The sequence below is a fragment of the Betaproteobacteria bacterium genome, from assembly GCA_016713305.1.
In the GTDB taxonomy this organism is placed as follows: Bacteria; Pseudomonadota; Gammaproteobacteria; order Burkholderiales.
Genome location: JADJPK010000008.1, coordinates 110,830 through 131,980, shown reverse-complemented (window position 1 = coordinate 131,980; position 21,151 = coordinate 110,830). Strand labels below are relative to the sequence as shown.

Annotated in this window: 16 protein-coding genes and 1 riboswitch; of the genes, 8 read left to right on the top strand and 8 right to left on the bottom strand. The window is 66.1% G+C overall.

Features of this window, described 5'->3' with window-relative positions; genetic code table 11:
• Positions 1–2 precede the first annotated feature (2 nt).
• Positions 3–1,739, top strand: a complete 1,737-nt coding sequence (locus IPK20_10680; protein ID MBK8017119.1) for a bifunctional metallophosphatase/5'-nucleotidase — start codon at positions 3–5, stop codon at positions 1,737–1,739.
• Between the two features lie 49 nt (positions 1,740–1,788).
• On the opposite strand, the gene bcsS is transcribed toward IPK20_10680, so the two are convergent.
• From bcsS to IPK20_10665, 3 genes are all read right to left on the bottom strand, one after another.
• The gene (gene bcsS, locus IPK20_10675; GenBank protein MBK8017118.1) at positions 1,789–2,586 is read right to left on the bottom strand and encodes a cellulose biosynthesis protein BcsS; all 798 of its coding nucleotides are present in this window, start codon (positions 2,584–2,586) and stop codon (positions 1,789–1,791) included.
• Positions 2,583–4,802: a glycosyltransferase gene (locus IPK20_10670; GenBank protein MBK8017117.1), complete on the bottom strand. Its 2,220-nt coding sequence runs from the start codon at positions 4,800–4,802 to the stop codon at positions 2,583–2,585. Before IPK20_10670 ends, bcsS begins: the two co-directional genes overlap by 4 nt.
• A gap of 114 nt (positions 4,803–4,916) precedes the next feature.
• On the bottom strand, positions 4,917–5,852 hold the full coding sequence (locus IPK20_10665) for a hypothetical protein (GenBank protein MBK8017116.1): 936 nt from the start codon (positions 5,850–5,852) through the stop codon (positions 4,917–4,919).
• Between the two features lie 128 nt (positions 5,853–5,980).
• Positions 5,981–6,068, top strand: a riboswitch (cyclic di-GMP riboswitch).
• Between the two features lie 56 nt (positions 6,069–6,124).
• Between IPK20_10665 and IPK20_10660 the strand changes: the two genes are divergently transcribed.
• Positions 6,125–6,877, top strand: coding sequence for a hypothetical protein (locus IPK20_10660; protein ID MBK8017115.1), 753 nt, complete (start codon positions 6,125–6,127; stop codon positions 6,875–6,877).
• 7 nt (positions 6,878–6,884) lie between these two features.
• Here the strand turns inward: IPK20_10660 and IPK20_10655 are convergent, their stop codons facing one another.
• Both IPK20_10655 and IPK20_10650 read right to left on the bottom strand, forming a co-directional pair.
• Positions 6,885–7,547 (bottom strand): DUF480 domain-containing protein, encoded by a 663-nt coding sequence (locus IPK20_10655; GenBank protein MBK8017114.1) that lies wholly within the window; start codon positions 7,545–7,547, stop codon positions 6,885–6,887.
• A gap of 4 nt (positions 7,548–7,551) precedes the next feature.
• Positions 7,552–9,000, bottom strand: a complete 1,449-nt coding sequence (locus IPK20_10650) for an aldehyde dehydrogenase family protein (GenBank protein MBK8017113.1) — start codon at positions 8,998–9,000, stop codon at positions 7,552–7,554.
• 111 nt (positions 9,001–9,111) lie between these two features.
• Between IPK20_10650 and IPK20_10645 the strand changes: the two genes are divergently transcribed.
• From IPK20_10645 to IPK20_10625, 5 genes are all read left to right on the top strand, one after another.
• Entirely contained in the window at positions 9,112–10,377 is a 1,266-nt protein-coding gene (locus tag IPK20_10645; GenBank protein MBK8017112.1) for a pyridoxal phosphate-dependent aminotransferase, read from the top strand.
• A gap of 129 nt (positions 10,378–10,506) precedes the next feature.
• Positions 10,507–11,526, top strand: a complete 1,020-nt coding sequence (locus tag IPK20_10640) for an AI-2E family transporter (protein ID MBK8017111.1) — start codon at positions 10,507–10,509, stop codon at positions 11,524–11,526.
• A 55-nt stretch (positions 11,527–11,581) separates the two neighbouring features.
• Entirely contained in the window at positions 11,582–12,235 is a 654-nt protein-coding gene (locus IPK20_10635) for an MBL fold metallo-hydrolase (protein MBK8017110.1), read from the top strand.
• 61 nt (positions 12,236–12,296) lie between these two features.
• Complete coding sequence (locus IPK20_10630; GenBank protein ID MBK8017109.1) at positions 12,297–13,256, top strand: threonine dehydratase; 960 nt, start codon at positions 12,297–12,299, stop codon at positions 13,254–13,256.
• Positions 13,257–13,282: 26 nt separating this feature from the next.
• Positions 13,283–15,232 (top strand): PhoX family phosphatase, encoded by a 1,950-nt coding sequence (locus IPK20_10625; protein ID MBK8017108.1) that lies wholly within the window; start codon positions 13,283–13,285, stop codon positions 15,230–15,232.
• 13 nt (positions 15,233–15,245) lie between these two features.
• On the opposite strand, the gene IPK20_10620 is transcribed toward IPK20_10625, so the two are convergent.
• The gene (locus IPK20_10620; GenBank protein ID MBK8017107.1) at positions 15,246–16,103 is read right to left on the bottom strand and encodes a bile acid:sodium symporter; all 858 of its coding nucleotides are present in this window, start codon (positions 16,101–16,103) and stop codon (positions 15,246–15,248) included.
• 497 nt (positions 16,104–16,600) lie between these two features.
• Here IPK20_10620 and IPK20_10615 point away from each other — a divergent pair, with 497 nt between their 5' ends.
• On the top strand, positions 16,601–17,545 hold the full coding sequence (locus IPK20_10615) for a transporter substrate-binding domain-containing protein (protein ID MBK8017106.1): 945 nt from the start codon (positions 16,601–16,603) through the stop codon (positions 17,543–17,545).
• A 143-nt stretch (positions 17,546–17,688) separates the two neighbouring features.
• Here the strand turns inward: IPK20_10615 and IPK20_10610 are convergent, their stop codons facing one another.
• Together IPK20_10610 and IPK20_10605 are read right to left on the bottom strand one after the other, a co-directional pair.
• Positions 17,689–19,110, bottom strand: a complete 1,422-nt coding sequence (locus IPK20_10610) for a DUF839 domain-containing protein (protein MBK8017105.1) — start codon at positions 19,108–19,110, stop codon at positions 17,689–17,691.
• 602 nt (positions 19,111–19,712) lie between these two features.
• Complete coding sequence (locus tag IPK20_10605; GenBank protein MBK8017104.1) at positions 19,713–21,074, bottom strand: TIGR03118 family protein; 1,362 nt, start codon at positions 21,072–21,074, stop codon at positions 19,713–19,715.
• Positions 21,075–21,151 lie beyond the last annotated feature (77 nt).

Sequence of the window (21,151 nt, the reverse complement as noted above, 5' to 3'; positions counted from 1 at the left end):
ACATGAAGATGAACAAACTCGTTTCCGCCGTCTGCGGTGCCCTGCTGACGGCCTCCGTATCGGCCTTCGCCGCGGACGTCAACGTGAAGCTCATCGGCTTCAACGATTTCCACGGCAACCTCAAGTCGCCGGGCAACTTCTCGGGCAATCCCGCCGGCGGCGCGGACTACCTGGCGGGCTACATTGCCAGCCTGAAGGCTCAGAACCCGAACACCGTGGTCATCCACGCCGGAGACATGGTCGGCGCATCACCGCTGGTGTCCGCGCTCTTCCACGATGAACCCACCATCGAGGCGATGAACAAGATCGGCGTGGATATCGCGTCAGTGGGCAATCACGAGTTCGACGAAGGCCGGACAGAACTGATCCGCATGAAGACAGGTGGCTGTCACCCGACCGACGCGAACAGCTGCAAGGGTCCGGATGGCACGTTCAAGGGTGCCAGGTTCCAGTTCCTGGCGGCCAACGTCATCGACAAGGCGACCGGGCAGCCCCTTTTCCCGCGCTATGTCGTCAAGACGTTCGGCGGCGTCCGCATGGCGTTCATCGGCATGACGCTGGAAGGAACGCCCACGATCGTCACGCCGACCGGTGTGGCGGGCCTCGACTTCAAGGATGAAGCCGATACGGTGAATTCCCTGATCAAGACCCTGCGCAATCAGGGAGTCAATGCCATCACCATCGTCGTGCACGAGGGCGGCACCCAGTCCGGTCCGATCGGCGGTTGCACCAACATGTCTGGCGCCATCCTGGACATCGTGAACCGGCTCGACAGCAGCGTGGATCTGGTCATCTCCGGCCACACGCATCAGGCCTACGTGTGCCAGCTGCCCAATGTACAAGGCAAGATGATTCCGGTCACGAGCGCAAGTGCTTTCGGACGCGTGCTCACCAACATCGACGTGGTGCTCGACACGGTGACACGCGACGTGAAGTCGGTGACCGCCTCGCAGGTCGTGGTCAACCGGAACAATGCGTCGATCACGCCCAATGCGGAGATCGCCGCACTGGTCACCCACTACGACGCTCTGGTCGCGCCCATCGCGAATCAGGTGATTGGCAAGATCAGCCAGACCGTCGACCGGTCCACCAACGCGGCCTGCGAGCACGAATCCGGAGACCTCATCGCCGACGCTCAACTCGCGGCGACCCAAGCTCCGGAGTTCGGCGGCGCCGTGGCGGCGTTCATGAATCCGGGAGGTGTCCGTGCCGACTTCGCGTTCGCTTCCTCCGCCGCCGGAGAAGGCGACGGCAATATCACCTACGGCGAATCGTTCACCGTTCAACCCTTCGGCAACAGCCTGGTGACGATGTCTGTCACGGGTGCGCAGATCAAGACGATGCTGGAGCAGCAGTTCGTCGGCTGTGGCCAGCCTGCGGCTCCGACCGGCTTCAACCGCGTCCTCCAGGTCTCCAAGGGCTTCGAGTACGAGTGGGACAGGTCCGGCGGGGTGTGCGCCCGCGTCGTCCCCGGCAGCGTCAAGCTCAACGGCGCGCCGATCAATGATGCCCAGATCTACCGTGTGACTGTGAACAATTTCCTGGCAGACGGTGGCGACGGCTTCGTTGTGCTCAAGAACGGCACAGATCGCCTGGGCGGTGCGGTGGACGTGGATGCGCTGACCGACTTCCTGAAGCCGACGCTGTCTCCCGCCCCCACCGGCACGCCCTACGTTCCGCCGGCGCTCACCCGCATCAAGCAGAAGGACACCACCGTCACGAGCTGCCCCAGCAACTGACGATCGCGCATGACACTTCGGGAAGCCAGGGCGGCTTCCCGAAGCCTTCTCAGAATTTCACCGCCAGATCCAGTCCGACGTACACGGCGTTGGATTCGCTCTGGAAGTGGTAGCCGCCCCGCAGGCCAAGCGAAGAGTCGGGCGTCGGACGAAGTCCTCCAAGCGCGACGCCCACCTTCAATGCCTTGAAATCGCGATCCCCCAGGGCGATGACCTCCGGGCCGACCTCGTACCCATCGCCGATGGTTGTGACGAGCCGCGTCCGCAGCCAGTAGCCTTCGAGGCCGAAGGTATACGACGCGATGTTCCGGCTCTCCCAGCGGCTTCCTAGCGGTGCAGCGATCTCGAACTGCAGCTTGGGCCACACCTTGGTACCGCGGACGCGGGACCCAGGATCGTCCGGCGAGAATTCGGTGTCCGCGTACCGCAGGCCGGCATAGCCCGCGACCGCGATGCCGTCGCGGGTGAAGTGATAGCCCAGCGCCGCTTCCAGCCCCTTGCCACGTGCCCGGATGCGTTGCGGGTCCACGCCGTACAGGGCAGGATTCGACACGTCATAGCTGTAGCGGTAGCCATCGATCCAGTACCGCTGGACCCAGCCCTGGCCGAGCCGGCCCCGCGCACCGAGCGGTATCAGCGCACCCAGGTAGGCGTAGTTCTCTCCGCTGCGGCGGCTTTCGACGCCGGCGAGGAGCAGATTGCCCTCGGCTGCGGACTCCCTCGCGAGCGAGCACGCGAACACGAGTCCCAGGGCGATGGCAAGCCCGATCGGGCGACGTGCACGCCTGCCTGCCCCGCAACTCCGGCGGGTCTTCGATCGGGGAACCGTGAAACCGCAGACTTTCATGTCCCGCCCTGTGACTTCGATGATGGTTCGTTTACGGCCTCGAACCTGTACAGATAAAGAGGCGTTCCGCTGGCCACCATGGCGTCGAACAGGGTGGCCGTCCCGTTCACCGACTGTGTTCCGGCACGGGTCGTGACCAGCACGTCGAGCGCCTCCTTCACGCCGATCCGGCGGAACGCGATGAGCGTTCGCGGCTCGTCCGCAGACCTGGCCACGGAGATGACACCGACGCCGGTATCACCCTTGCCCGCGCGGCTGCGGATGAGGGCCGACGCCCAACGGCTGCGCACTTCCTTCTGCTCGGGCTGGCCCTTTCGCAGCCAGCGCAGCATCCGGTCCAGCGGTGTCCGCGTCTTCTCGGCGAAGCGATTGAGCTTCCACTGCAGATCCGAACCGTACAGGAAGGCGAGCAATTCGTCGCGATCGCCCGTCTTCTCCCAGTCGAATTCGCAGCCGAGCGACCGGGTGTCGCCGTCCTTCTCGCTGCCGAAGAGCGCGCGCACGAGCGCGCGAAAGCGCACGCGTCCGGACGGCAGCACGATCTCGCCGCGCACCGTGTCGCCGACGGTGATGTCGTCCGGAAACAACCCGTAGTACTTGAACCCGTCGGCCGAAACGTCGTCCAGGATGCCGGCCTGCGGATGCCGGCCGGGCACGTCCAGCATTGCCGGCAAGGGAATGGGGAACCGGTATTCGCGCCGATGAAAGGCCGCGATGCGTTTGGTGAATCCGATCACGACACTAGCCAGGCTCGCATTGACCGCCGCCCAGAACACGTTCGCGACGAGCGCTCCGGTGGGCAGATTCGTCTGGCGCAGGGCGAAGAGCAGCAACCCCGCGGGTACGGCCACCGCGTTCAGCAGGAACACGAGCGTCTGCGGAAGCATGAATCTCCGCGTCGTGACCTGAGCGTTGCGCGTGCGTTCCTTGGCCGTCACCCGGAAACGCAGTCTCCGCCGGAACAGCCCCAGCGTGGCCCACATGAATGCGGCGTACCGCGCCATGTTGTAGCGCTCCACCTCGATCGCCCTGCCGTAGCCGCGTCCCGTTTCCTCGAAGACCCAGAAGGTGAGCACGTAGAACGGCAGGAAGCGGAGCAGGAATTCCCACGACATCTCCGCGATGGGCATCACGCCCGTGACGAGCACGATCACGGGGGCCAGGTAGAACACGAGCTTCTGCCAACCGTCGAGGTAGGTGATGGTGCTGGCGAGGTAGCTCAGCTTCTGTGCGAGAGACAAGCCACGGGCGAAGACGATGAAGCCGTGCCGGCGCAGCACCTGCATGGCGCCCTGGCCCCAGCGCATGCGCTGCTTGATGAAGGGGACGATGTCGGCCGGCGCCACGCCGAACGCCAGGGACTCGGCGTGGTAGACGGACTGCCAGCCGCGCCGGTGGATGCGGATCGACGTGTCGAGGTCCTCGGTGACCGTTTCGACGGCGAACCCGCCGATGTCGTCCAGCGCGCGGCGGCGCAGGATGCCGCAAGTGCCGCAGAAGAACGCGGCGTTGTGGACGTCCTTGCCTCTCTGGATCACCCGAAAGAAGAGCGACTGCTCGTTCCAGACGAGCTGGCTGCCTTCGCGCGCGCGGTGCTGGAAGGAATCGAGGTTGTAGAAGTCCTGCGGCGTCGAAACGAACGCGACGGCCTCGTCATTGAAGTAGCCCAGGGTGCGGACGAGAAAGTCGCGGGCCGGCGCATGGTCGGCGTCGAAGACGGCCACGAATTCCCCTCGCGCGTGCTTCAGGGCGTTGTTGAGATTGCCTGCCTTGGCATGGCGGTTCTCGGTTCGCGCGAGATACTGCACCCCGAGGCTGCGGGCAAGCGCCCCCATCTCGGGCCGGTTGCCATCGTCGAGAAGCCAGGTCGCATGGGGGTAGTTCATGCGCTGGGCCGCGAGCAGGGTCCGGCGGACCATGTCGACGGGCTCGTTGTAGGTGGTGATGAAGACGTCGACCAGCAGGTCGGGCCGGGGCGTGGGTGCTTCGCGCACCGACAGACGCCACAGCATGAAGATGTTGAGCAGGGAGATCGCGAATCCGAACAGTTCGGCCGCGTAGATCACCCAGGAGAAGACCGGCGCACGGGGATTGAAGGTCGTGGGCCGCCACGCGAGATACCACGCGGCAACGACGACGTACGCGATGACGACGGCGACCTGCAGCCGGCTCAGCGACTCGCTGGGGGGAGGTACAGTTCGGCGTTGCGATCGCACGGATGCGGGAGGAGCCTGCGAGACGGCATCGTGATGCGACGTGGCGCCGCGTGTCCGACGATCCGCGGTGCGCCCCGCCTCAGCGGCCGCCCCGGGAATCGTCACCCTTGTGGATTATGCCATCCGGGTACGCAGCCTCCGTCCCGCTGCCAGCAGCGCGATGCCCGCTGCGACGAGGGCCCACGTCTCCGGCTCGGGGATCGCCGCCGTGAGACGCACGTTGTCCAGCCCCCAGGCCTCGTCCAGATACGGAAACTCCAGGTCGCTGCGCACCTGGAGCCCGTTGCTGTAGAAGCTGAAGGCCGCCGTGGATCCGGTACGCGCTCCTTCCCAGACGAAGTGATAGACCGAATCCATGGGTGCTGCCTGGGTCGATCCGACATCTTCCTCGGTGGGCAGGATCTCGAAGCGGTAGCCGAGGGTGTAACGCTCCTGCGCACCGGTCGTGGGAAGACACGGGCTCGACAGCACGTCGCAGTACGTCTGCAGACTCAGATCGCCGTTGCCGTGGCTGAAGGTCCAGGACGACTCCGTTTCCGGGGTGCCGCCTGCCCCGTACCGGAACCCGAAGACGTCCGGCCCGCGCAACACGTCGTTGACCGGCCGCGAGTCGTTGCCATCCCAGGACCACATCAGGTACGCGTCGAATTCCAGCTTGAGCGTCGTCACCTCGTCGGGAATGTCGGCAACCGTCAGCGTGACGACATCGTTGCCGCCGAAATAACCCAGGAACTTGCGGCTGCCGTCATCCGGGGACGGCGTGCTCTGCTGACCCCAGGCGTAAGGCGAGGTGGACGTCCATTGCGAGCCGACGGACGCCTGAAAGTCGTTGAAGTACAGGGAAATATCCGCGCGGGCGGATGCGGCGAAGAGGGCCAGCCCAGCGGCCAGGTAACGGACGGGCATACCGCGAATGATCACGACGAGTCTCCATGGCGATTCACCGGCGCCGGCAAGATACGACAGCGGCAGGGCCGGGAGAAGAGGATGCGCAAGATTGGTGCCGAAATGTTGCGAAAAGCCCCTTCTTTCGTCGTGGCGCGGCGACATTCTGCATTTCCTGGGCGGCTCGACCGGCCGCGCGCGAAGAAATGAGCACTCAAGTCCGGCCGTCTCCAGCCGCTAAGTCACTATGCGTCAGCCGGGTGACCGCGATGCGGCAACGAGGCCGGGCGCATTTCTGCATGGGGCAAACCCGGTGAAAGCCGGGGACGCAAAGCCACCGGGCTAACCAGGTTCCACCTGCAAGCCGGCGGGGCCGCCGGCTGCGGACCGTGATCCGTCGTCCACCCCTCGCAGCGGGAACGAGGGAGTCTCCATCGATGATGTCGTTGTGCAACCAGATCTGCCGCAGGATTCGCGTCCGCCCCCCGGGCGAACCGAGGACTGCATCGGCATTCATCGGGACGCTGCTCGCGGCATGCATGGCCGCCATGCTCGTCAGCGCCTCGCCGAGCCGGGCGGGCGGCCTGGAAGAAGCGTTCTCCACGGCGCTGGCGGCCTTCGCACCCCAGGGCTGGAGCGCCCGCCTGGAGGTGGTCACCGATCCGGCCGTCACCATCGCCATGATCGCCACCTATGAAAGCCGCCATTGCCGCATCTCGGTGCTGAAGACGTCGGCCTACCTGGTCGACACGCTGCAGCAGCTGGAACCAGCCGTTCGCCGGCCGTACATGGAGGCGCTGTTCGCCCACGAACTGGGGCACTGCGAAGACAGTTACGTCGCCCAATCCGAAGCCGGCAACATCAGCAACGACAGCGGTTCGCTGAGCGGCCTGACCGCCCAGTCGACCGTGGCGGGCGCCACCCAGCTCTCTGCATCTCCGCGGCGGGTGCTGTGGCGGGAGATCCTCGCCGATGCGTATCTGGCCCTCTACCTCCACGACCGCTATCCCGATGTTGCACCGGCGCTGGTGTCGTTCCACCTGGAACGCCGTGCCGGACGCGCGCGGGCCGATCCGGAACACGACACGAGTCTGTATCTCGCCGGTCAGCCCTGGCGCCGCGACACGGGCGAATCGCTCTACGAGGCGGCGATCCGGATCCGGTCCGTCGGCACCGACCGCGCCTACTGAACCGCCGTCAGGCGTCGCCCAGAGCCTGCTCGAGACGTTCGAGCCTCGCCCGCAGGTCCCGCACCTCGTCCCTCAAGGCTGCAACCTCGGCCCCCAGTGCGCCCGCGTTCGAATCGCCATCGCGTTCCATGGCGTCACCGGCCACCGGCAGATCGGCGACGGGTCCGGCGAGAAGATGGGCCCAGCGCTGCTCGCGGGATCCTGGCTGCCGCGAAAGCTTGACGACCAGGGGCACTGCAGCCCGGGTGATCATGTCCTCGAGATACGCTTCCACCGAGGAGATGTCGGGAAACCGGTAGAGACGGTCGGTCATCGTGCGAAGCTCGCCGGCCGTGAGCGGCCCCCGCAGCATGAGCACCGCCAGCAGCGCGAGCATCGGCTGCCCCACCCCCAGCACCTTGGCGAGATTGTGCGCGTACCGCAGCACCCTCCCGGAGGCCCCGTACGACTCGATCACGAGGGTCCTGTACTTGAGGTTCTCGAGCACGGACACGATCTCGGACTCGGACAGGTTCATGATCGGGAACCGGCTCGTCTTTTGATTGCATCCGGCGAGGAGCGAGTTCGCCGTGAGGGGGTAGGCGTCGGGGGTGGCGTACTGCTTTTCCACCAGCACCCCGAGCACCCGCGCCTCTGCCGCCGTGAGCGGTGCCTCCGCGAAGTCGGCCACCCGGTCAGACCTGGGCTGCGATGTAGGCGGTCTTGACCGTGGTGAAGAACTCCTGCGCGTAGCGGCCCTGCTCCCGCGGTCCGTAGCTCGATCCCTTCCGGCCGCCGAACGGCACGTGATAGTCCACGCCGGCGGTCGGCAGGTTCACCATGACCATGCCCGCCTGGCTCATCTTGCGGAAGTGCGATGCGTACTTGAGCGAGCGCGTGCAGATGCCGGAACTCAGACCGAACGGCGTGTCGTTCGCCACGGCCAGCGCTTCGTCGTAGTCGTTGACGGCAATGACCGTGGCGACCGGGCCGAAGACTTCCTCGCGGTTGATCCGCATGCTGTTGTCGGTTTCCGTGAAGAGCGCCGGCTCCAGGTAGAAGCCCTGCGTCTCGCGCTTGAGCAGATTGCCGCCGAAGGCGAGCTTCGCCCCGCCCTTCTTGCCTTCGTCGATGTAGTACAGATCCTGGTTCAGCTGGCTCTGGTCCACCACCGGGCCGATGTGCGTTCCGGACTTGAGCGCATTGTCGACGACCAGTCCCTTGAGGCGTTCCACCATCGCGGCCACGAACTGGTCGTGGATGCCCTTGGTCACGATGAGCCGGGACGAAGCCGTGCAGCGCTGGCCCGTCGAGAAGAAGGCGCCGTTGACGGCGCACTCGACGGCCGTCTTGATGTCCGCATCGTCCAGCACCACCAGCGGGTTCTTGCCGCCCATTTCCAGCTGGAACTTCTTCATCGTCGCCAGCGCCTTCATCGCGACCTTCTTGCCCGTCTCCACGGAACCCGTGAACGTGACGGCGTCGACGCGCGGGTCGGCCAGGAGCGCCTCGCCGACCACGGACCCGCGGCCCATGCAGAGATTGAACGCGCCCGCCGGGACACCGGCACGGTGCAGGATGTCGGCGATGGCCCAGGAAGAACCGGGCACAAGATCGGCCGGCTTGAACACGACGCAGTTGCCGTGCGCCAGCGCGGGTGCCACCTTCCAGGCCGGAATGGCCGACGGGAAATTCCAGGGGGCGATGATGCCCACCACACCCAGCGGCTCGCGCGTGATCTCCACGTCCACGCCCGGACGCACGGAGGAGATCAGTTCGCCGGAGCGCCGCAGCACCTCGCCGGCGAAGAACTTGAACACGTTGCCTGCGCGGACCACCTCGCCCACGCCTTCCGCCAATGTCTTGCCTTCCTCGCGCGACAGCAGCTGGCCCAGCTCGTCCTTGCGCGCGATGATTTCCAGACCCGCCTTCTCAAGGATGTCCGCGCGGGCCTGCGTGTTGAACGAGGACCACGCCGGAAATGCGGCACGGGCGGCGGCGATCGCGCGCTCGGTCTGGGCGGCGTCCGCCTGCGCGTATTCCCCGATGACGTCCGAGGTGTCGGACGGATTGATGTTGCGCGTGACGGTCGCGCCCGCGATCCACTCGCCGGCGATGAGATTCGAGAATTGTGGGGTGCTCATGGCTGCGTTTCCTCCGAAGGAATGCGGATGCTAGCGCAAGTGCGATGCGCTGAGCGCATTCGCGCCATTCCGAGGGCCGGTTTGCGCACCTTCCCGGCCGCCTTGCACCCCATGGCCGCAGCCCGCGACGAACGCGAATTCGATCATGCGACAATCCGGGCCTTCCGCTTCCCGCCCGTGCCTGCCATGAGCTTCCCCCTGACCGCACGCCCCGCCGTCCTGGCACTGCGCAATTCCAAGATCCGCGAGGTCGCGAATGCCGGCATGGGCCGCTCCGACGTCCTGCCGTTCTGGTTCGGCGAGCCGGACGAAGTGACACCCCAGTTCATCCGCCAGGCGGCGATCGACGCCCTGCAGGCCGGGGACACCTTCTATACGCAGAACCTCGGCATCCCGGAATTGCGGGAGACGCTGGCTGCCTATGTCTCCCGCCTCCACCGCCGGACCGGCATGGACGAGATCTCGGTCACCAACTCCGGCATGTCGGCCTTGATGCTGGTCACCCAGGCACTCGTGGGACCGGGCGACCGCACCGTGATCGTCACCCCCATGTGGCCGAACCTGGTGGAGATTCCCAAGATCATGGGCGCGGAGGCAGTCACCTTCCCGCTCACCTTCTCGCCGGACGGCTGGACCCTGGACGTGGAACGTCTTCTTGCCACGCTCACGCCCGGCACGCGGATGCTGTACCTCAACTCCCCCAACAACCCGACGGGATGGACCATCGACCGCGCGTCGCAGGAAGCGATCCTCGCCCACTGCCGACGGCACGGCATCTGGATCCTCGCGGACGATGCCTACGAGCGCCTGTATTACGGTAACGGACAGGACGAGTGGGAGCCCGTCGCGCCCTCCTTCCTGGATATCGCGCAGGCCGACGATCGCGTGGTGAGCACGAACACCTTCTCCAAGTCCTGGCTCATGACCGGCTTCCGGCTGGGCTGGATCGTGGCGCCTCCCCTGCTCATCGAGGAGATCGCCAAGCTGATCGAGTACAACACGTCCTGCGCGCCCGGCTTCATCCAGCGTGCCGGCGTGGTGGCCGTGCGCGACGGGGAGGAAGTGATCGCGCGCACGCAGGCGCGCTTCCGGCGGGCCCGCGACCACCTGGTGGCCGGGCTGCGTGCGCTTCCGGGCATCGAGACCGCGGTTCCCGGGGGCGCCATGTATGCCTTCTTCAAGGTCGCGGGCATGCACGACAGCCTTTCGTTCTGCAAACGCCTGGTGGCCGAAGCGGGACTGGGCCTCGCGCCCGGCATCGCGTTCGGTCCGGAAGGCGAGGGTTTCGTGCGCTGGTGTTTTGCGGCCGACACGGCACGCCTGGACGAAGGGCTGGCCCGGCTCGCGAAGGGGCTCGCGCTCAAGGCTGCGGCCTGAGATCCGACAATTCTCCCGTTCTCATGATTCCAGGCTGCCCCACCGCACCATGACCCCCTTGCCAAGCCACCTGCCGGCATCGATGTGTCAGTGTGCGGGAACCGCCGGACCGCCGTCCTTCACTCGACCGTGAATGCCCGCATTCCTCTGAGTACCGTCTACGAGCGAGCGTCGTGGATTCTTGCGGGCGCAGGACTCGCGGCCATTCTCGCCCTTCACCTGCTTCCCGCGCTGCTGGCGGGGTTGCTTGTCGCCGAACTGGTGCACGTCATCGTGCCCCGGCTGCAGATCCTCCGCATCGGCGATGTCCGTGGCCGGATCGTCGCCGTGGCGCTGCTGGCGATCGTCATCGGCGGCGTGATCACGATCGGCGTCCTGGCGACGACGGCCTTCTTCCGCAGCGATGCCGGGAGCCTGTCGACGCTGCTTGCCCGGATGGCCGACATCCTGGACGAGGCCAGGACCAAGCTGCCGTACTGGATCGGCGAACGGCTGCCGGAGGACGCCGAGGCGTTGCGCCTCGCCTCCTCGGAATGGCTGCGCACGCACGCGGACTTCATCCAGACCACCGGCAAGCAGGTCGGCATCACGCTGACCCACATTCTCGTCGGACTGATCATCGGCGGCCTGGTGGCGGTGCGCGAAGTGCGAACGGACCGCACCCCGGGACCGCTCGCCATGGTCATGTCGGAACGCGTCCGCGGGCTGGGCATGGCGTTCCGGCGCATCGTCTTCGCGCAGATCCGCATCTCGGCGCTCAACACGACGCTCACCGGCATCTATCTCGCGATCGTGCTGCCCGCACTGGGCATCCACCTGCCCTTCACCAAGACGATGATCGCCATCACCTTCCTGGTGGGGCTCATGCCGGTGGTCGGCAATCTCATCTCCAACACGGTCATCGTCACCGTGAGCCTGTCCAATTCGCTCGGCGCCGCCATCGGGTCGCTGGCCTTCCTGATCCTCATCCACAAGCTCGAGTACTTCGTGAATGCGCGAATCGTGGGATCGCAGATCAAGGCGCGCGCATGGGAGCTGCTCACCGCCATGCTGGTGATGGAAGCGGCGTTCGGCATTGCCGGGCTCATCGCCGCGCCGATCTACTACGCCTATCTGAAGCAGGAACTCTCCAGCCGGGGACTCATTTGAACCGCCGCCGTTCCCGCCGGCCGTCGCCGAACCCGTCCTTCACTTCCCCCGCCCCATGAAAGTCGCCATCGTCCCGGTCACTCCCTTCGAACAGAACTGCTCCGTGCTGGTGTGCGAACGCACCGGCAAGGCGGCCATCGTCGACCCGGGCGGAGACGTGGACCGCATCGCCGCCGCACTGGAAGAATTGGGCGCGAGCGCAGAGAAGATCCTGCTCACGCACGGACACATCGATCACTGCGGGGGCACGGTGGAACTGGCAAGGCGGCTTTCCGTTCCGGTGGAAGGCCCGCAGCGCGAGGACGCCTTCTGGATCGACCAGCTCCCGCAGCAGGGCCGCATGTTCGGATTTCCGCCGCTGGCCGCGTTCACGCCGGACCGGTGGCTCGAGGGCGGCGACACGGTGACGTTCGGAGAGGAGGAAATGGAGGTCCGCTTCTGTCCTGGGCACACGCCCGGACACGTGATCTTCTTCCACCGCGCAGCGCGGGTCGCTTTCGTGGGCGACGTGCTGTTCGCGGGTTCCATCGGGCGCACGGATTTTCCGCGCGGCGACATGGACACGCTCCTCGATTCGATCACCGGACAGCTCTGGCCGCTCGGCGACGACGTGACGTTCGTACCGGGGCACGGCCCCACTTCCACGTTCGGCGAGGAGAGAAAATCCAACCCGTTCGTGTCCGACACCGCATTGCGGGGACGGCGCTAGTACCCCGTGTCTTTCCTCTCGCCCATTGCCCATAGTCCCATGCCCTCAGCCTGAACCGACCATGCGCCTGCCCACTCTCGACCAGCTGCAGAAATCCGCGGACATCGTCTACCGCTCGATGCAACCCACGCCCCAGTACTCGTGGCCGCTCCTGAGCGCGCGAGTCGGCACCGAGGTCTGGGTCAAGCACGAGAACCACACGCCCGTCGGCGCGTTCAAGGTCCGGGGGGGACTCGTCTATTTTCACGAACTCGTCCAGGCAGGCACCAGGCCGGCAGGCGTGATCAGCGCCACGCGCGGCAACCACGGACAGTCCATCGCGTTTGCCGCGCGCCAGCACGACATTCCGGTGACCATCGTGGTCCCCCTGGGCAACAGCCGGGAGAAGAACGAGGCCATGCGCGCGCTGGGCGCCCGGCTCGTGGAGCACGGCAACGATTTCCAGGAAGCGCGGGAACACGCGCAGGTGCTCGCCGACGCGGAGCGCCTGCACATGGTGTCGTCCTTTCATCCCTTCCTGGTGAGAGGCGTGGCCAGCTATTCGCTGGAACTGCTGCACGCGGTACCGAATCTCGACGTGCTGTACGTGCCCATCGGCCTCGGCTCGGGCATCTGCGGGGCCGTCGCCGCACGCGAAGCGCTGGGCCGCACGACGGAGATCGTGGGCGTCTGCTCGACGGAAGCCCCGGCGTACGCCCGCTCCTTCGAATACAAGGAGTGCGTCGAAAGACCCGCGAAGACGCAGATCGCCGACGGCCTGGCGTGCCGCGTCCCGGAAAAGTCGGCGCTCGAGACGATCTGGCAGCACGTGGCACGCATCGTCGAAGTCACCGACGAGGAGATCGCGGATGCGATGCGCCTCGTGTTCTCCACCACGCACAACGTCGCCGAAGGCGCGGGCGCCGCCGCCGTCGCGGCGGCCATGAAGGAACGGCACGAACTCGTCGGCCGCAAGGTGGGGGTCGTGCTGTCGGGAGAGAACGTGGACCGCGAAGCCTACGCGCGCGTGCTCGCGGGCTGATCCCATCGCCGAACCGGAGAATCCCCATGCACGATCCGGAAGACCTCGCATCGAACCCATCGAAAACCACGCCGTTCGGGGACATGGTGGACGTCGACGGTCACCGCCGGCGTCTCCTGCAGGCGGGCTTCGGAGCGGCCGGCCTGGCCTTTCTGGGGATTCCGGGGAGTGCGGCGGCTCGCGGCGCGCTCTCGCCGGTCATCTCGTTCCGTGCGGTCCCGGTCGCGGTGGACGACGCCCTGCACGTGCCCGAGGGCTACGAGGCGCAGGTGCTCTACGCCTGGGGCGACCCCGTCTCGGAGGGCCCCTCGTTCCGTGGGGACGCGAGCGAGTCCGCGGCGGATCAGGAGAAGCAGGCGGGCATGCATCACGACGGCATGCATTTCTTCCCCCTGCCCTCGCCCCCCGGCGAGCGCAACCGTGGTCTTCTCGCCGTGAACCACGAATACGCCGACGACGGACTGCTGCACCCTGACGGGATGCGCACATGGACCGCCGACAAGGTTCGCAAGTGCCAGGCGGCGCACGGTGTGTCCGTCATCGAGATCCGGCAGTTGCCCGCGGGCCTGTGGGAGGTCATCCGTCCGTCACGGTACGGCCGGCGCATCACGGCGTACACCCCCATGCGCATCGCCGGCCCCGCCGCGGGCCACCCGTGGATGAGGACGGAAGCGGACCCGTCCGGCATGCGGGCGCTCGGCACGTTCAACAACTGCTCGAACGGCTTCACGCCGTGGGGGACCTACCTCACGTGCGAAGAGAACTTCTACGCCTATTTCGTGAATCGCGGCGCCGTCCCTGCCGACCAGGCGCGCTACGGCGTCACCGACAGAGGCTTCGGCTACCGGTGGCACGAATACGACGAACGCTTCGACGCCCAGCGGCATCCGCACGAACTCAACCGGTTCGGCTGGGTCGTGGAGATCGATCCGCACGATCCCTCGTCCGTGCCGGTCAAGCGCACCGCGCTCGGCCGGTTCTGCCACGAAGGCGCGGTGCACACGCTCGCCGCCGATGGACGGGTGGTCATCTATTCGGGAGACGACCAGCGCAACGAGTACATCTACAAGTTCGTGAGCCGCGACCGTTTCGATCCGTCGAATCCTTCCGGCAACCGGGATCTGCTGGACCACGGCACCTTGCACGTCGCACGCTTCGACGCGGATGGCACGGGAACGTGGTTGCCCCTCGTGCACGGCGAGAACGGGCTCACCGCCGAGAACGGTTTCGGCAGCCCGGCCGAGGTGCTGATCCGCACGCGGCAGGCGGCGGATCGGCTTGGCGCCACCATGATGGACCGGCCCGAATGGATCGCGGTGCATCCGCACACGCGCGAGGTCTACTGTTCGCTCACCAACAACAGCAAGCGCGGGGGCTCGGTCGGCAATGCGCCCGACGGTTCCACCCGTGCCGGATCGGCGAGCCCACCGACGGACGGAGCCAATCCACGGGCCGACAACATCTTCGGTCACATCGTGCGCTGGCGCGAATCCGGCGGTGACGCCGCCGCCACCGGCTTCGAGTGGGACGTGTTCATCCAGTGCGGCGATCCGTCCAACCCGGACCCGAACAAGCAGGGGAACATCAAGGGCGACATGTTCGGCAGTCCGGACGGTCTGTGGATCGACCCCGACGGCCGTCTGTGGATCGAGACGGACATCTCGCCCACGTCCATGTACAAGGGCGACTACGCGGGCATGGGCAACAACGCCATGCTCTGCGCCGATCCCGCCACCGGTGCGGTGTCGCGCTTCCTGACCGGGCCGCGCGGCTGCGAGATCACCGGCGCTCTCCAGACGCCCGATCAGCGCACGATGTTCGTGAACATCCAGCATCCGGGCGAGACGCCCGGAGAGCGCAGCGACCCAGGCAATCCCAAGGCGATCAGCGCGTGGCCGGACGGAGCGGCAGGTCAGCGGCCCCGCTCGGCGACGCTCGCGATCCGGCGCGTGGACGGCGGAAAGATCGGCACCTGACGGCGATGCGCGGTCACCCCGGCATCCGCCCGCGGGACCGCCACATCACGGGCGCGATCAGCACCGCCTGAACCACGAAGAACACGAACGCAAAGGACAGGAACTCCACCCGGCCCAGCACGTTCACCGCAAGCAGCGTGGCGATGCTCAGGCTGCGGGCGGGAAAGCCGGCCACCATGGTCAGCCGATCCTTCGCGCTCCAGCGAAGCAGCCCCGCCAGACCGGCGCCCGCGCCCGCGGCCAGGACGGTGAACAGGGCGGAGGCAAGCACCATCGTACCCAGGTGATCGCGCAAGGCCACGCCGCTTCCCGCCACGATGAGCGTCAGCAGCGCAGAGAGCAGGGCCAGACTGGTCCAGCGGAATCGCTCCCGCCAGCGTTCGACCCAGCCCGGCGCGAGATGCCGGACGAGCATGCCGGCGGCGATGGGCAGGATCAGGCCGGTCAGGACCTGGCGAGCAACGGCGTCCACCGGCAACGCGTGACCGCCCGTGCCGTCGAGGAACCAGCCATGGAGCAACGCCGCCGCGAACGGCGTGACGACGAGCGCCGCAGCGCTGGAGAGCGCCGTCAACGTGACCGAGAGAGCCACGTCGGCCCGCCCCAGCAGGCAGAACAGGTTCGACATGGTCGCCTGCGATGCGGCGGCAATCAGAATCAGCCCGCCCGTCACCTCGGGGGCGGGCCGCAGCATCAGGATGACCGCCGCGCCCGCGAGGGGCAGCAGGAAAGTCTGAGCCGCGAGAACCGTAGCGACAAGCGCCGGGCGCCGGAGCGCACGGCGAATATCGTCCGGCGTGAGTTCCAGGCCGACGAGGGTCATGGCAGCCACGACCAGGCCCGGCAGGCCGACCTGGATCCAAGGGTTCACGGGGTTGGACACCTCGCTGCAAGACGGGACGGAGCGCGAACTCGGGATGCACCCGCAGGCCGGCATCACGGACCCGGTACGCGCACGACGGCGTGCGGTCAGGGATGACATCGCCCGCCGGAACGGATTCTGACCGAAACGGCGTCCGGTCTGCAGTCTTCTGAAGCATCCAACTCTCCGCCACGGCAGGAAGCCTCAAACCCCGGTCACACGGTGCGCCGGACGCCCACAGGATCGCATCGGGCACGCCGCCCTCCCCGGATCGGTTCCCGGCAGGAGGGAGCGCCGCATGGCTGTGGCAGCGAGGGGGCGCTGCGGCACCTCCTGGGCGAATCGGGAATCCCGCCGCCAGGGCGCACGTTCGTTCAATTGCCTGTCCGGCCGTCAGGCTAAACTCCGCACCCATTGCAGATCCGCGCCCCGTCGCGGCCGGGGAATCATTCCATCCCCGTCCTGTCGAAGCCCGACCTCACCTTCGTTCTCCCGGAGAGCACTTGATGAACCGTCTCACCTTTCCCGTCCTGCGCGCATCAGCCGCGCTCGTACTGGCCGCAGCCGCACTGGCCGGCATCAGCCGGCCTGTCGTGGCGCAGACGTCCACCGCCGATCCGTTCAAGGATCCTCGCTACATGAGCGGCCACCGGGACGTGCTGCCGCCCGAACTCCCCGAGGAACTGAAGGACGCCGATATCCTGACGCGCGTGAAGGGTGTGAAGCGGGTGACCGCCTGCGCCGACCCCTTCGCTTTCCCTTCCTCCGAAATGACCGACAAGCCCACCGGCTACGACGTCGACCTGCTCAAGGCCATCGCCAAGGAAGAAGGCTGGGAAACATTCTTCATCTGGGTCAACACGGCCGGCCGTGGCGGCATGAACCGCGCCTTCCGCACGTCCATCCGCAAGGGCATCTGCGACGTCTTCCTGGGCCTGGGTACGGGCGGCATGGAAGACATCCTCGGACGCTCCAAGCTGGCGCTGCTCAAGCCGGCCTTTGGCGTGAACTATGTGCTGGCCACGTACGATCCCGCACTGAAAGGCAAGACGCTGGCGGACATTGCGAAGGAGAAGATCCCCACCGGGGCCACGTACTTCTCGCCGACGGACACTTTCCTCACCGAACACAATGTTGCGCACGAGACGTTCCCCCAGTCTCGCCGCGCGCTCGACGCCATGGCCGAAGGAAAGGTGCGTGTGGTGCTCGTGCCGTCGACCATGCTGGCCGACGCGAAGCGTGATCACCCCGAGAAGGAAATCATCCTGCTCGAGTCCTTCGCGCCCAAGGAGATGGAACTCGACTGGAACTCGACCTGGGCCGTGAAGGCCTCCGAGAAGCCGTGGCGCGAGTACCTCGAAGCGCGGATCGCCCAGTTCTCGACGAACGGCACGCTGAAGACGATCCTGGCCGGCTACGGCATTCCCTACGTAGCGCCGTCGGTTCGCTGACGGCCTGCTGCTGCAAGCAGCCCTTCCGGCTTTGCGCAGCGCCAGGTCCGAGATGCCGTTGTTCCCACCCTCGAAAGAAAAAAGGCCGCGATCTTGCGATCGCGGCCAATGGAGTCGAACAGACTACAGCTTGCGAACTTCGATTACTTGACGCTGCGACGGCGGCCGCGCAGGAGCGCCATCAGGCCGAGGCCGGCGCCCATCATGGCGTAGGTCTCGGGTTCGGGCACGGCGGTGATTTCGATGGTGCGATCGACACCGCTGGCCGGATGCTGGATGTTCACCCAGGCACGGTTCGGGTTCATCGGGTCAAAGTACAGACCCGTGAACTCGGAACCCTGCGTGCCGTTGGAAGCCCAGCGGCCGATCCCTTCGCCGGCGTCGAGCAGGTCGCCGTCCTTGTTGAGGTCCTTGGCAAACCAGATGTCGTCGTCGACACCACCGTTGCGGTCTTCGACGATGTAGATGTTGCCTTCGGAGTCGACGGCCAGGTTGTCGGGGCTCGTCAGGGCATTGCCGACAGCAGCGCCGGTGGCGAGGTCGATCGTGTCGCGGTTGATGAAAACGGAGATCTGCTGGGTGGTCAGATCGAGGCTGTAGACCTCGTTGGTGGTCGTCGTCGCCATGTACAGACGCTCCACCCCGCCCGCGTTCTGAATCTGCAGGTCTTCCGGACGCTGGTAGTCTGTGCCCTTGAGGGCTGCCACATCGGCCGACGCGCGACCGTCCACGGAGGTTACGCCATTCGGATCGGTGATCACCACCGAGTTCGCCAACGGATCGCCAGCCGCATCGGTGATCGGGACCCACGTTAGGGCGCCCGTGGCGTTCGGCGTGAAGCCATCACCCACGCGCAGGACAGACGTCTGCCCGGCGCTGAAGTAGGTCTGGCCGTTCGTCGGCGTCATGGACGTGTACTTGAACACCGTGCCGCCGTTCAGCTCGTCGATGAAGTACATGTTGTTGGCGCTGTCGAACTGGATGCCTTCGTGCGACGTGCGCGGGATGATGTTCCGGTGCACGACATCGACGGTTCCGGAGGCCTTCAGCGGGTTCGTGACTTCGAACAGACGGCCGTAGGGCTGCGGCTGACTACCCCAGGATTCTTCCGCGGTGATGTAGGTGCCCCACGGAGTCCAGAAGGACGCATCGAAGGCCACATGGCTGTTGAGCGCCGGCGCAGCGGCCGGGCTGAACCAAAGGGTGCGGGCCGTGTTGGTGGTGAGGTCGATACGCTGGATGCCCGAACGATCGGTCTCATAGACGGTGAACAGGTAGCGGCCAGCGTCTGGGCCATTGGTGTTCACGGTATTCATGTCCCAGTTGCCGCTGTTGAACTGGCCGGCGCCGAGCTGCGTCGTGCGATCGGCAATGCTCATCTGGCTGAAGTTGGGGCTGGACAGGGTGATCGGCGTGGCTTCACCGGCGCCGTTGACCGGGATCGGACCCGCCGAGGCGGCCAGCGGCGTGAAGTTGTCGAAGTAGGTGTTGGCGGCATGGGCGCCGCCGGCGATGGACATCAGGGCGCCGGCAACGGCCAGCGCGATCCCTTTACGTTGGAACATATGGACCTCTCCTCTTGCCACATCCGCGCAGTCACGCATGTCTGCCGGATGTCGGGTGGGTGTGAAAATCGATTGCGAGTGGAAGCGTTTGCGTCCCATCGCCCTGACGACGGATTCCGTCTACGGGGCAAAGACGCGTCAGAGCCGCCCCCCGCTCAGGGAACAGCCGGAACTGCGGGTACCGAGTCTGATAGGCGGTTGTTACCTGCCGGTGAATTCGCTGGCGGGGAAAGGACAATCCGTACGGATCAGGATGCAAGACGCGACGATCGCGAGAAGGAGATCTACCTGCTGGAGTCCTCCTGACGAAGAAGATGGCCGGTGACTGGCAAGTCACCTGTGCCGTGAACGCGTCCGAGAAGCCCTGGCGCGAGCACCTCCAAGCGAGGACCGCCCAGTGCGCGGAGAACGGCGTGCTGAAGACGATCCTGGCCTGCTTCGAGATACCAAACGTTGCGCCGCCGGCGCGCTCAGCGCGGTTCCAGTCGAGGGGAGCCCGGTCATGGCAAGCCCCCCGACCGGACCTGCAATGAAAAAGGCCGCGACCTGAAGGTCGCGGCCCATCGCATCGAGGGGAAACGCCGCCTCGCAAGTACCGGCGACTAGCTGGCCCGGCGGCGACGCACGCGAAGCATCGCGATGAGTCCCAGACCCGCGCCCATCATCGCGTAGGTCTCGGGTTCGGGCACTGCGGCAACTTCCAGTTTTCCGAAGATTCCATCCCGCTCCTCGTTCGGTCCGGCCGTGAAGTAAAGGCTGTCCGCCTTGCCCAGCGACCAGCCGTTGCCGAACGTGAGCCCCCAGATCCCATCGATGCTGATCACGTTTCCGTCCGCGTCGCGAAGGTAACCGAGTTCCTCGCCGGTCTCGAGGTTGTAGGCCGCGATGGTCCCGTCACCGAAGTTGGCGATCAGCAGTGCTCCGCTGAATGCGCCGAAGCCCTGCGGCGCGATCGCCATGCCCCAGGGCGCGTTCAGCAGATCGTGATCGGAGTAGTCCTGCAGCAGATTGCCGTTCCGGTCGTAGGCGGCGATACGACCGAAACCGGCACCCGGAATCTCTTCGGTGGGCTCGTCGATCTCGTAGGAATTCTCTGCCCAGGCGACGTAGATCCGGCCGTCCGAAAGCTGCTGGACATTGAACGGCATGTAGTTGACACCCAGACCATCGGGCCGTTCGAACATGCCGGGCGCGCTGATGTCGTTCCACTGGTTGTCGAACGTCATGATCCGGCCGTTCGCGAAATCCGCTACATAGAGGCGGTTGTCCGCAACCTTGTTTCCCTGCGAATCCGTCGTCCAGCGATCCGTGGTCATGGCGACCCCGTTGAAACCCGGCAATGCGCGCAGCCCTTGTGCGGCCGGGTCGATCGTCGAGTAGTCCTTGATGACAACAGCCTCCAGCATGCCGGGGTCCGTCTTCGTCCGCCACGCGTTGATGGTGCCGTCCTGAGTGACGAAGATGAACTTGGCGGAGCCGGAATCGATACCGTAGGAGGAACCGTTCGAATAGTTGATGGCGGGACCGCTCACGTGGAATTCCATGGGCTGACCCGCGAAGTCACTCGCGGCGTTGTAGACCTGGCCGGTCACTTGTGCAATCCCGTCGGTCGGTCCCTGACTGCCTCCCAGGTCCAGCAGATCTCGCTCGGATGTCACGATGGGCACCACCTTCAGGCCGTCCTGGTACAACGGAACACCGGGGACATCGCCGATATAGGTGGTCGTCGTTCCGCTGCCGGCATTGCTTGTCCAGAAATGCCCGCCAGCGCCGGGAGGGCGCAGGGCGATTCCCCAGGGGTTGAGCAGATACGGATCGACGAACGCGGTGGGGTTGTACTTGGCGTCGTTGGCGACCAGATTGGTCTGGACGTACGCATTGGGCCCGGCCGCGAAAGTACCGGCCGAGTAGAGGATCTGCACGGCGGCCGCTACCACGGCAAGCCGGCCAGGAATGGTCTTCATGGTCTCTCCTGTATTCCGCGTCTTGCTGGCTGGCCCACCGACAGGCGGTCAGGCGCTGGCTGGCTGCGCTTCTAGTA

What these genes read in the sequence shown, in the direction of transcription:
- IPK20_10680 (MBK8017119.1), top strand. Translation starts at nt 3, where the DNA reads ATGAAGATGAACAAACTCGTTTCCGCCGTCTGCGGTGCCCTGCTGACG.
- bcsS (MBK8017118.1), bottom strand. Translation starts at nt 2,586, where the DNA reads ATGAAAGTCTGCGGTTTCACGGTTCCCCGATCGAAGACCCGCCGGAGT.
- IPK20_10665 (MBK8017116.1), bottom strand. Translation starts at nt 5,852, where the DNA reads ATGTCGCCGCGCCACGACGAAAGAAGGGGCTTTTCGCAACATTTCGGC.
- IPK20_10660 (MBK8017115.1), top strand. Translation starts at nt 6,125, where the DNA reads ATGATGTCGTTGTGCAACCAGATCTGCCGCAGGATTCGCGTCCGCCCC.
- IPK20_10650 (MBK8017113.1), bottom strand. Translation starts at nt 9,000, where the DNA reads ATGAGCACCCCACAATTCTCGAATCTCATCGCCGGCGAGTGGATCGCG.
- IPK20_10645 (MBK8017112.1), top strand. Translation starts at nt 9,112, where the DNA reads ATGGCCGCAGCCCGCGACGAACGCGAATTCGATCATGCGACAATCCGG.
- IPK20_10635 (MBK8017110.1), top strand. Translation starts at nt 11,582, where the DNA reads ATGAAAGTCGCCATCGTCCCGGTCACTCCCTTCGAACAGAACTGCTCC.
- IPK20_10630 (MBK8017109.1), top strand. Translation starts at nt 12,297, where the DNA reads ATGCGCCTGCCCACTCTCGACCAGCTGCAGAAATCCGCGGACATCGTC.
- IPK20_10625 (MBK8017108.1), top strand. Translation starts at nt 13,283, where the DNA reads ATGCACGATCCGGAAGACCTCGCATCGAACCCATCGAAAACCACGCCG.
- IPK20_10615 (MBK8017106.1), top strand. Translation starts at nt 16,601, where the DNA reads ATGAACCGTCTCACCTTTCCCGTCCTGCGCGCATCAGCCGCGCTCGTA.
- IPK20_10610 (MBK8017105.1), bottom strand. Translation starts at nt 19,110, where the DNA reads ATGTTCCAACGTAAAGGGATCGCGCTGGCCGTTGCCGGCGCCCTGATG.
- IPK20_10605 (MBK8017104.1), bottom strand. Translation starts at nt 21,074, where the DNA reads ATGAAGACCATTCCTGGCCGGCTTGCCGTGGTAGCGGCCGCCGTGCAG.